At 74.5% G+C, this 11,337-nt stretch carries 7 protein-coding genes; 3 read left to right on the top strand and 4 right to left on the bottom strand.

Translation table 11 applies throughout. The features are described 5' to 3' along the window. The first annotated feature begins 306 nt into the window (after positions 1–306). Positions 307–813, top strand: coding sequence for a Dps family protein (locus ACFWVC_RS36730; protein ID WP_384298047.1), 507 nt, complete (start codon positions 307–309; stop codon positions 811–813). A gap of 40 nt (positions 814–853) precedes the next feature. Here ACFWVC_RS36730 and ACFWVC_RS36725 read toward each other — a convergent pair whose 3' ends face one another. From ACFWVC_RS36725 to ACFWVC_RS36715, 3 genes are all read right to left on the bottom strand, one after another. Next, positions 854–1,828: a zinc-binding alcohol dehydrogenase family protein gene (locus ACFWVC_RS36725; RefSeq protein ID WP_384298041.1), complete on the bottom strand. Its 975-nt coding sequence runs from the start codon at positions 1,826–1,828 to the stop codon at positions 854–856. Between the two features lie 170 nt (positions 1,829–1,998). Then, positions 1,999–3,120, bottom strand: coding sequence for an acyl-CoA dehydrogenase family protein (locus tag ACFWVC_RS36720; protein WP_384298035.1), 1,122 nt, complete (start codon positions 3,118–3,120; stop codon positions 1,999–2,001). After that, positions 3,117–4,301, bottom strand: coding sequence for an acyl-CoA dehydrogenase family protein (locus tag ACFWVC_RS36715; protein ID WP_384298028.1), 1,185 nt, complete (start codon positions 4,299–4,301; stop codon positions 3,117–3,119). Before ACFWVC_RS36715 ends, ACFWVC_RS36720 begins: the two co-directional genes overlap by 4 nt. Positions 4,302–5,103: 802 nt before the next feature. On the opposite strand from ACFWVC_RS36715, the gene ACFWVC_RS36710 reads away from it, so the two are divergent. Both ACFWVC_RS36710 and ACFWVC_RS36705 read left to right on the top strand, forming a co-directional pair. Next, complete coding sequence (locus tag ACFWVC_RS36710) at positions 5,104–8,352, top strand: BTAD domain-containing putative transcriptional regulator (RefSeq protein WP_384298021.1); 3,249 nt, start codon at positions 5,104–5,106, stop codon at positions 8,350–8,352. 67 nt (positions 8,353–8,419) lie between these two features. After that, positions 8,420–9,118, top strand: coding sequence for a DsbA family oxidoreductase (locus ACFWVC_RS36705; RefSeq protein ID WP_384298018.1), 699 nt, complete (start codon positions 8,420–8,422; stop codon positions 9,116–9,118). Here ACFWVC_RS36705 and ACFWVC_RS36700 read toward each other — a convergent pair. Further along, entirely contained in the window at positions 9,115–11,094 is a 1,980-nt protein-coding gene (locus tag ACFWVC_RS36700; RefSeq protein WP_384298015.1) for a sigma-70 family RNA polymerase sigma factor, read from the bottom strand. The two genes, ACFWVC_RS36705 and ACFWVC_RS36700, sit on opposite strands and share 4 nt — an antisense overlap. Between the last annotated feature and the right edge of the window lie 243 nt (positions 11,095–11,337).

Here is an 11,337-nt window from a genome sequence, read left to right as displayed (position 1 = left end):
GGCGCCGGGGCGCGGGCGGGGGGGGGGGGGGGGGGGGGGGGGGCGGGCGTGCCCCGGGCCGCCGGGCCCCCGGGGGCCGGCCCCCCCCCCCCCCCACCGCCCGGTGATCCGGAAGGGTGCGCCCGATCGTGTGCGGGTATCGGTGGCGACCCCCGCGCTGAGCTGGTGCGACGCGCGCCGTCGGCGGATCGGGCCGAACCACGGCCGACTGGCGGCCGAGAGGGATCTTCATAGGCTTGGCAGCGTCCGCCGACGGGACTCCTGCGCCAGGTCCCGGTCCGCAGTGTCCACCGAAGGAGAGCCGCCATGCCCGCTTCCCCTGCCGCGGGGTCCTCCCGTCGTACGACCGAGGACATCGCCGGTTTCACGGCCTCGCCCCAGTTCTTCCAGGCCCTGCAGCAGATCGTGGTGGACCTGATCGAACTGCACCTCCAGGGGAAGCAGGCGCACTGGAACGTGGTCGGCCACAACTTCCGTGACCTGCATCTCCAGCTGGACGAGATCGTGGACGACGCCCGCGAGGCGGCCGACATCATCGCCGAGCGCATGCGGGCTCTGCAGGCCACGCCCGACGGGCGCTCCGACACCGTGACCGCGACCACCACTCTCCCCCCATTCCCGGCGGGCGAGCAGAATGTGAGCACCGTGGTCGATCTCATCACCACGCGACTGCGTGCCACCGCCGACACTCTGCGGACCCTCCACGACCTGGTCGACGGCGAGGACCCCTCGACCGCCGACCTCCTGCACGCGATCATCGACGACCTCGAGAAGCAGGCCTGGATGGTCAGCGCGGAGAATCGCTCGGTCTGAGCGGCACGGGCGGTGGGCGGCGGTGCGCGGCGGTGGGCCCTCACGGCTGGATGACCACGGCCCCCTTGATGTGGCCGGCCACCGCGCGATACGCGTCCTTGGCATCGTCCAGGCTGTAGCGCCCGGCGATCGGCAGCGGACGGAACTGCCCCGAATCGAAGTACGGCGTCAGCCTGTTGAGGAGTGCGCTGCTCTCGACGACATCGAGGTCCGCGCTGTTGCAGCCGATGACGAGCGTCTCGTTGCGGTACAGGTCGACGAGGTCGATCTCCACGGTTCGCGTGCCGACCGCGCTGATGACCACCAGTCGCCCGCCGTGGGCGAGCGAGGCGAGTGCCGCCGCGGTGGTGACCCCGCCGACGGCGTCGAACACCACGTTCACGCCATGGCCGGAGGTGCGCTCCTTGACGAGGGCGGCGATGTCCTGCGGACTGCCGTCGAGGGCCACGAACTCGTCGATCGCCGAAGCGGCGGGCGTATGGCCGGCGGGACGCACCCGGTCCACGCCGATGACATGGGCGCCGATCACATCGGCGATCTGGGCCACGGCGCCGCCCACACCGCCCGAGACGCCGAACACCGCGATGGCTTCCCCCGGGGCCAGTTGGGCTTTCACCACCGTGCCGAGCCACCCGGTGACGAAGTGGACACCCGACGCGGACGCCTCCTCGAAGCTCAGCCGTTCGGGCTTGCGGGCGAGCGCCGTCTCGGGGAGGGCGAGCAACTCCGCGTGGGAGCCGTCGCGCCGGAAGCCGATGTCGCCTCCGGTACCCCACACCTCGGCGCCGATCCAGTCGGACGGCCCCTCGACCACGACACCGGCGAAGTTGCGCCCGGGAATGCGGGGGAGGACCGTTCCCTCCATTTGACCGGCGACGTTCTTCACGTCCGACGGGTTCACCGATGCGGCCTTGACGGCTATCACCGCGTCGCCGCCCCTTTTCGACGGGTCGGGCCGGGTGGTGACGTCGAGGACATCGGGGTCGCCGAAATGATCGAGAGACACAGCGCGCATCACGAAGCCTCCAGACTGGAGTGTGTCGTGACGCCCCGGGCGTCACGACCCTGGGCGCCAATGCGCCGTGAATCGGTTCGCACGCCCATCCATTCTTCCGGGTCGCGGCGGCACGCGCACTTCCGCGCCGCCGCGTTCTCCGCGGTCACGACCGGCCGACCCTGGGGGAGTCAGCCGGCGGGAGGCAGGTCCACCAGCGTGGCCAGGGCGGCGCGGTGGCGGCCGGGCGTGCCCAGCGCGATCTCGTCGGCCTTGGCGCGCTTGAGGTAGAGGTGGGCGGGGTGCTCCCACGTCATGCCGATGCCGCCGTGCAACTGGATGCACTCCTCGGCGGCACGTACCGCCACGGGCGCGCAGAACGCCTGCGCCACGGCGACGGCGACCGCCGCCTCCCGGTCGCCGCGCGCGAGCGCGTCGGCGGCGTTGCGGGCCGCGGCACGGGCCTGCACGAGCTCCAGCCACAGATCCGCGAGGCGGTGCTTGAGCGCCTGGAACGAGCCGACCACCCGGCCGAACTGGTGCCGCTCCTTCAGATACCGGACGGTCTCGTCCAGGCACCACTGGGCCACGCCCAGCTGCTCCGACGCCAGCAGGCCCGCCCCGGTCAGCAGGGCGGCGCGCAGCGCCCCGGCGGCGCTACCGGGACCGGCGAGCCGGCGGCCCGCCGCCCCCGTGAACGTGATGTCGGCGATGGGCCGGGTCAGGTCCAGCGGCACGGGCACGGAGACCTCGACGCCGGCGGCGTCCGCGCGCACCTCGTACAGCTCAGGACCGCCGGGGCCGAGCGCCGGCACGAGCAGGACCCCGGCGGAGGACCCGTCCGCCACGCTGGTCACCCTGCCGGTCAGCACCCCCTCCGCGTCGGCGCGCACGGTCGCCGGGAAGGCCGCGTCGGGCGCGGTGGGCAGTGGCACGGCGAGCGCCGCCACCCCGGTGCCCTCGGCGAGCCGGGCCGCCACGGCGTCGGCGTCCTCCGTTCCCGCCGCGAGCAGGGCGGATGTCGCCAGTACGGCACTGCCCAGGAACGGAACCGGCGCGACGAAGCCACCCAGCTCCTCCAGCACCACCGCGGCCTCCCGTGCCGAGGCACCCTGGCCGCCCAGCTTCTCGGGCACCAGCAGCCCCGCGAGGCCCACCTCCTGCGCGAGCGTGCGCCACAGCGCCCCGTCGTGGGGCGCTCCGGCAGCGATGTGGGCCAGTACGTCCGCGGGCGCGCACCGGTCGGTGAGCAGCCCGCGCACCGCGGAGCGCAGATCGTCCTCGACGTCGGTGTACAGCAGATCGGAAGTCATCGCGGCAGGTCCTTCCAGGGAACGTCCTTGTCGGTACGGGGCTCGGAGGGCAGGCCCAGGACCCGCTCGGAGATGATGTTGCGCAGGATCTCGGACGTGCCGCCCTCGATCGAGTTGCCCTTCGCCCGCAGGTAGCGGTAGCCGGCGTCACGGCCGTAGAAGTCGACGATCTCCGGGCGGGTCATCGTCCAGTCGCCGTACCGCAGCCCGTCCTCGCCCAGCAGTTCGACCTCCAGGCCGCTGACGCGCTGGTTGAGCGTGGCGAACGCCAGCTTCATGCCCGAGCCCTCGGGACCGGGCGCGCCCACCGCGAGCTGCTGGCGCAGCCGTTCGCCGGTGAGGCGGGTGACCTCGGCGTCCACCCAGAGCCGCAGCAGGCGGTCGTGTAGATCCGGCGTCCTCAGCTCCGGCCGCTCCCGCCACGTCGCGGCGACGGTGCCGATCATGCCGCCCTCGCGGGGCAGCGCCATGCCGCCGATCGCGACCCGCTCGTTCATCAGCGTCGTCTGCGCCACGCGCCAGCCGTCGCCGACGGCGCCGAGGCGGTGCGCGTCCGGGATCCGGACGTCGGTCAGGAAGACCTCGTTGAACTCCGCCTCCCCCGTGATCTGGCGCAACGGCCGGACCTCGACGCCGGGATGGGTCATGTCGCACACGAAGTACGTGATGCCCTGGTGCTTCGGGAGGTCCGGGTCCGTGCGGGCGATCAGGATCGCCCAGCGCGCGTTGTGCGCGTTGGACGTCCACACCTTCTGGCCGGTCACCAGCCAGTCGTCGCCGTCGCGGACCGCCCGGGTGCGCAGGCCCGCCAGGTCCGATCCGGCACCGGGCTCGCTGAACAGCTGGCACCAGACCTCCTCGCCGGTCCACAGCGGGCGCAGGAAGCGGGACTTCTGGTCGTCGGTGCCGTAGCGGAGCACGGTCGGGGCCGCCATCCCGAGGCCGATGCCGATGCGGCGCGGTTCGTTGTCCGGCGCCCCGGCGGCCGCCAGCTCCGCGTCCACCACGGCCTGCAGCGCGCGGGGCGCACCGAGCCCGCCGAGGCCCTCCGGGTAGTGCACCCACGCCAGCCCGGCGTCGAACCGGGCCCGCAGGAAGTCCGGGCGGCCGGTCGCCGCGGGATCGTACGAGGCGAGCAGCGCGTGTGCGCGTTCGCGCAGCTCCTCGGGGGTGAGCGTCATGCGGTCCTCCGCGGTTGCGGGTCTCTAAGCAAGCGCTTGGAAAGTAACCTACGGCGGCCCCCCAAGTCACCCCCCGGGGGCGGTTCCCCGTTTTTTCCCCCGCCCGCCCGCCCTCCCCCAACCTTCGGCCGGGGGTGCCCCCAGCCCTGTGAAGTCACGCGCCCCGGCGCGCGTTTCGGTGGGTGCCGGTGTCGGGGCCTCCGGGGCCGGCCATTCTGGACAGCACATTTTGGTGCCTCGGGCACTCTGCGTTGGTCACTCCGGGTTGTGCACCCAAATATGCTCCACAGTCCAGAACGCCCACCCCTACGACCCCGCCCCCTCCGTAGTAGCAAGCGCCTGATCCCCAGTGGGGGGTATGGAGGCAGTCCGGGTGACCGCGGTTGCCTGGATGCCGCCCCACCGGTGTTGGCGGTGACGGCTGGGCGGCTGATGTGCCGCCGCACCAACCCTCGGCCTGTGCCATGGCCGCCTTCCACCCCCAACTGGGGATCAGGCGCGAACACTACGGAGGGGGCGGGGGTGGTGGGGGCACCCCCGGCCGAAGGCTGGGGGAGGGTGGATGTTCTGGACGCTGCGGGATATTTGTGTGCAGCATCCGGGACAGGACGGGATAGGCAGGTGCTGGAAACGCACGTAAATATGCCAGTCCAGGACGTGCAGCCCCGGAGGCCCCGCACCCGGCCCAGGAACCACGGGCGCCGGGGTCACTGACTTCACAGGGCACACGGGTGGGAGGGCGGGGGAGGGAAGCCCGGAAAACGGCGGAGCCAAAGTGAGGGCGGATCGAGAGAATGGCCTCGTGCGGTACCTGATACTCGGCGTCACAGAGGCGCGCAGCGCAAGCGGTGCGCCCGTGCCGCTGGGCAGCGGCAAGCGCCTCCGAGCGCTGCTCGCGGCGCTGGCGCTCCGCGCGCCGCACCCGGTGTCGCCGGAGGCGCTGATCGCCGAGGTGTGGGGCGGTGAGGGGGACGACCCTCCGCAGGACGCCGCAGGCGCCCTGCAGGCGCTGGTGTCGCGCCTGCGCCGCGCCCTCGCGGACGGCAAGGAGGCCATCGCGTCGGGTCCGGGCGGCTACCGCCTGGTGATCGGGTCCCCGGACGACGTGGACCTCGGGGTGTTCGAGCGCCTGGCCCGCGAGGGCGCCGCCGCCCTGGCCGCCGGCGACGCCGAGGGCGCCGCGGACATCCTCGGCCGGGCGCTCGCGCTGTGGCGCGGCCCCGCGCTGGCGGATCTGCCGGACCGGGGCGCGGCCGCGCCCCGGCTGGAGGCGCTGCGGCTGGCCGCCGCGTACCACCGGATCGAGGCGTGCCTGGCGCTGGGCCGCGCGGCTGAGGTGCTGCCGCAGGTACGGGGCCTGGTGGCGGAGCACCCGCTGCACGAGCCGTTCCGGGCGCAGTGGATCCGGGCGCTGCGCGCGACGGGCCGCTCGGCGGACGCTCTGGGGGCGTACGAGGAGTCCCGGCGCACTCTCGCCGACCGCCTCGGCACCGATCCCGGCCCCGAACTGCGGGCGCTGCACACGCAGTTGCTGACCGCGCAAGAGCCGTCCCCGGCCCCCGCGGCCGCCCCGCCGCCCCCGCCCCCGACCCGCGCGGGAAATCTGCGGACCCGGCTGACCAGCTTCGTGGGCCGGCAGACCGAACTCGCGGCACTCCGCAGGAGCCTGGTGGACGGCCGGCGGCGCCTGGTGACCCTGACGGGCCCGGGCGGCTCGGGCAAGACCCGGCTGTCGCAGGAGGCCGCTCAGGCCGAGGAGGCGGCCGCGGCCTACCCGGACGGGGTGTGGCTGGCCGAGCTCGCTCCGCTGGACCATCCCGCCGCCGTGCCGGACGCGGTGCTCAGCGCCGTGGGACACCGGGACACGGCGGTGCTGGCGGCGGCCCGCGAGGTGCGCGGCGCCGCCGAGGCCGATCCGACGGCCCGGTTGCTGGAGTTCTGCGCGCAGCGCCGCCTCCTGCTGATCCTGGACAACTGCGAGCACGTCGTCGACGCCGCCGCCGCGCTGACCGACCGACTGCTGGCCGCCTGCCCGGGGGTGACGGTGCTGGCGACGAGCCGGGAGCCGCTGGGCCTGCCGGGTGAGGCGGTGCGTCCGGTGGAGCCCCTGCCGCTGCCGACCGCGCGCCGGCTGTTCGTGGAGCGCGCGGCGGCGGTGCGTCCCGGTTTCGACGCCTCCCGCGACCACGCGGACGCCGTGGACGAGATCTGCCGCCGCCTGGACGGCCTGCCGCTGGCGATCGAGCTGGCGGCGGCGCGGCTGAGGGTGCTGTCGCCGCGTCAGATCGCCGACCGGCTCGACGACCGCTTCCGCCTGCTGACCGGCGGCAGCCGTACCGCGCTGCCGCGGCAGCAGACGTTGCGGGCCGTCGTCGACTGGAGCTGGGACCTGCTGAGCGGGGCCGAGCGCACCGCGCTGCGCCGGCTGAGCGTCTTCGCGGGCGGCTGCACTTTGCAGGCGGCGGAGGCGGTGTGCGGCGAGGACGCGCTGGATCTGATCGGGCAGCTGGCCGACAAGTCGCTGATCGTGGTGGAGCACGGCGCGGACGAGGTGCGCTACCGGCTCCTGGAGACGATCCACGAGTACGCCGCCGAGCGCGCCGCCGCGGACCCGGACGACCGGGCCGCGACCGCCGCGCGGCACACCGCGTACTGGCTGGAGTTCGCCCGTGCCGCGGACCTCGGCATGCGCGGTCCTGACCAGCTGGTGTGGGCCTCACGCGTGGAGGCCGATCTCGACAACATTCGCACCGCGCTGGACCACACGATCGAGGCGGGGGAGTACGACGACGCGATCGCGCTCGCGCTGCACATGGGCTGGTTCTGGTGGCTGCGCAACTACCGGGACGAAGCGGCGACGTGGATCGGCCGGCTCATGGAGCTCACCGATCTCCCCGGGGACCGCGACGATCCCGACTTCTGGCCGCGTATGAATCTGCGGCTGCTGCACCTGTTCGTCGTCAGCGACACGGTCTCGCGCGAGGAGATCCAGGGGCCGGCGATGCTGGACCTCGCGTCCCGCGTCATCGCCGCCTACGAGGAGCCGAGCCCGCACTCGGCCCGTTTCCCCGGCATCCTGTGGCCGTTCGCCAACTACATCGTGGGCCGCCACGACAGGCTCCGGGAGCACGCGGACGCGATGGTCGAGAGCTGCCGCCGGTACGGCGGCGACTGGGAGCTGGCGGCCGCGCTGATGTTCCGTACGCACATCACCATCGACCTGCCGGGCGGCCTGCCCCGGGCCGACGAGGACTGGCCGGAGCTGCTGGAGCTCAGCGAGCGGATCGACGACCGCTGGATGCGGGCCCAGGTGTGCGAGGCGGGCGCCGAGATGGCCCTCGCCTACGGCGACTACGCGGCGGCGCAGGCGGATCTCGACGAGGCGCTGCGGTACGGCTCGGAACTGGGGGCCCGCGTGGAGGGCATCTTCGTCCGGTCCCGTATGGGCGAGCTGGCGTACCGCGCGGGGGACGACGAGCGGGCCGAGAAGCTGCTGATCCAGGCGGCGGAGGAGGCCGAGCAGTACGGGGTGTGGGACGCCCGCGCGTACATCCGGGCGCTGCTGGCGCAGATCCTGCTGCGGCGCGGTGATGTGCCGGGCGCCCGGGAGCTGAGCGAGCTGATCCGGGGCGAGGGCAACCTGGGCACGCCTCCGCCGGACTTCGAGCTGCTCCGCGAGAGCCTTTCCGCCCGGGTTCTGGCGGCGGAGGGCGATCCGGCCGGCGCCCTGGCCGGTCTGGCCACCGCGCTCCGCGCGGGTGTCGGCGGCTACTGCGCGGAGATCCGGCTGGCGGCCGTGGTCGAGTACGGCGCCGAGGTGCTGCTGACCCTCGGCGACCCGGCCCGCGCCGCCCTGCTGCACGGCGCGGCGGACGGTCTGCGGGCCGGGCTGCCGCGCCCGGTCCCGGAGGAAGAGGGCATCCGGGCCGCCGAGGCGGCGGCCCGCGCCGCGCTGGGCGGCACCGCCTACGAGACGGCCCGCGCGCGGGGGCACGAGCTGGGCGCGACGGGGGCGTACGACGTGATGGCGGAGGCGATCGCGGCCCAGTAGCGGGCGGGATTGCCGGGGCCTTCTGGCGCGTTGCATCCTTGAGCTTTCAACCGATGATGGAGTGCGCATGAAGGTCGAGATCTACAGCGACATCGCCTGCCCCTGGTGCTATGTGGGCAAGCGCCGTTTCGAGCGTGCGCTCGCCGCCTTCCCGCAGGCCGGGCAGGTCGAGGTGGTCTACCGGCCGTTCCAGCTCTCCCCGGAGAAGGCCGAGACGCCCGAGCCGCACCGCGCCTACCTGAACGAGCGCTTCGGTCCGCAGGCTGCCGCCATGGACGCCCGGCTGGAGGAGCTCGGCCGCGCCGAGGGCCTGGCCTTCGACTTCGACCGCGCCATCGAGAACAACACCCTCCTCGGGCACCGGCTGCTCTGGCACGCCCTGACCGTCTACGGCCCGGCCGTCCAGGCCGCGCTCAAGGACCGCCTGCTCGTCGCCCACTTCGCCGAGGGCGCCGACGTCGGCGACCGCGAGACGCTGGCGTCGCTCGCCGCGGAGGCCGGGCTCGACCGCGACCGGGCGGCCGCTTTCCTCGCCGGCGACGAGGGACGCGAGGAGGTGCTCGCCGAGATCGACGAGGCCCGCACGATCGGTGTGAACGCCGTCCCCACCTTCGTTTTCGAGGGCAAGTGGGCCGTCCAGGGCGGCCAGGAGACCTCCACCTTCCTGCGTGTCCTGGAGCAGGTCGCGCAGGAGACGGGCACCGCCCCCGTCGCGGATGACGCCGCCGCGTGCGCCGACGGCGCCTGCGAGGTGCCGGCTCCCTAGGACGACAGGGCCCGGCCGCAGCTGAGGCGGGCGTCGGCCCAGTCGGCGACGTTCGCCAGATGCAGCCGGCGGGGCGGTTCGACGACCAGGCGGATCGTCTTGTGGCCCGTGATCGGCACATGGACGGGTACACCCGGGTCGCCGCCGTGGAGGACCTCGGAGCGCCACAGCCGCGTGCCGTCGCCGTAGACGGAGAAACGCGCGGCGCCGAGGCCCAGGGAGAGGTCGTCGATACCGGCGACCGCGTCGTAGGCGGTGCAGGATCGGTTGAGCACGATCGTGACGGAGGACGGGGCGCCGACGGTGACGCCGCCCGCGTAGGAGGTGCCGCCGATGCCGAGGCCCCAGCGCTGCCACATCCAGTCGCCGAAACGGATCACGGGACGGTCCGACGTGCCCGGGCCGCCGTAGCCGAGCCGGTTGAGCGGGAAGACCTCGGGCTCCGGCGGCGGGGTCGGCTCGGGGGTCGGGCTGGGAGCCGGCGTGGGCGGGGGTGTGGGCGCCGGCTCGGGTGCCGCCGTCGGTGTCGGGGTGGGCGTGGGCGTCACCTCGGGGGCGCGGCTCGGCTTGACCGGTGACTTCGGGGTGGGCAGCGATGCCTGCCTGCGCGGCGGCTGCGAGGCCGGTGGCGCGGGCGCCGGTGACGCCTTCGAGGGCGTGGGGGTCGGTGAGGGCCGGGGCACCACCGGGGCGGCCGCCGGCTTCCGGTGCGCCTGCGGTCGCGGCGGTGTGTCGTTGCCGGACAGGGCGATCGCGACGGCCGCCCCGGCCGCGGCGACGACCACGCCCGTCACGACGGCGATCTTCAGGGGCGCACTGGCGCCCTCGGCCGCCGCGGCACCACCGGCGCCCGCTCCGGCGCCCCCTGCCGAACCTCCGCCCGCGGCACCCGCGGCCGCCGCGCCCGCGCCCACCGCCGCTCCCGCGGCGGCGACACCGGCCGCCTTGGCGGCGTACGAGGCGGCGAACCACCCGATGACCGCCACCGGAAGCAGACCCTTGAGCGCCGCGTTCACATCCGCCAGTTCGGCCGCCGCGAGGCGGCACTTGGCGCACTCCTCCAGGTGCTTGCGCAGCTCCCGGTCGGCCCGCATCCGCAGGCCGCCGCGGGCATGCGCCCCCAGGCGGTCGGCGTACTGGGCGCAGGAGCCCTCGGCGGTGAGCGACGCGGAGACATGGGCCTGCAGATACGCCTGGCGCAGCCCCTCACGCGCCCGGTGGGCCAGCACCGCCGTCGCGTTCGCGGTCAGCCCGAGCAGGGGCGCGACCTGGCTGGGCGACTCCTCCTCGACCGCCGTGTGCCACAGCACCGCCTGCCAGCGCTCCGGCAGCGTGCGGAACGCCTGCATGGCCAGGGAGCGCTCGGCCACCTGCATGGCGCGCACGTCCGCGCCGAGGTCGGTGGTGTCGCCCGTCGTGCCGGAACCGGCCGCCGACACCGCGAACACCGCGAAGTCGTCGACCAGTTGCTCACGTTTGGCGCTGCCCGTCCAGGTCGCCGCGACGCGGCGCACCGTGGTCAGCAGGTAGGCCCGCACGGCCGAGTCCGGACCGCTGCCGCCGCGGATCGCCTGCAGTGTGCGGGCGAAGACCTCGCCGGTCAGGTCCTCGGCGGTGTGCGTGTCGCGGCAGCAGCCGCGCGCGTAGCGGCGTACGGCGGCGGCGTGGCGCCGGTACAGCTCCTCGTACGCGCTGTCGTCCCCGCCGCGCACCCGCGCGACGAGGTCGGCGTCGGACGCCGGCGCACCCGCGGCGGCGTCCGGCGGATCCGTGTTCGGATCCTTCTCCTGCCGCGTCTTGGTGGAGGGCGTCTCGACGGTCGTTTCGTCGTCCGACGGCCGGCTGCCCGGAACGGGGGCCTCACGACGGGCGGCCAGCGGCTCCCGCTGGCCCGGCACGCGGCGGGCGGACTGCTCCTCGCCGGAGTCCGATCCCGCCTCCGGGGCGGGCTCCGGCTCCCCGTTTCCTTCATCCACGGGCGTAAGAGTGGCACAACCGTCGCTTCCGATGACCCGTCAAACATCGGAACCACTCGTGGGGGGGGGGGGGTGTGGGGGGGCGCCCCGCCCCCCCACCCACCGGGGCCGCGGGCGCGCCCCCCCCCGGCCGCCCGCCGCCGCCACCACCCCGCGCCGGCCGCCCAACAGCCCAGCACCGCGAGCGGCACCCCCCCCACGGTCATCGTCCCGAAGGGGCCGAACTCGCCGGTCTCGCAGAGC

It is taken from the genome of Streptomyces sp. NPDC058691 (assembly GCF_042714775.1).
In the GTDB taxonomy this organism is placed as follows: Bacteria; Actinomycetota; Actinomycetes; order Streptomycetales; family Streptomycetaceae; genus Actinacidiphila.
Note: the sequence above shows the minus strand (reverse complement) of the source record. Positions and strands in the feature narration are given on the sequence as shown.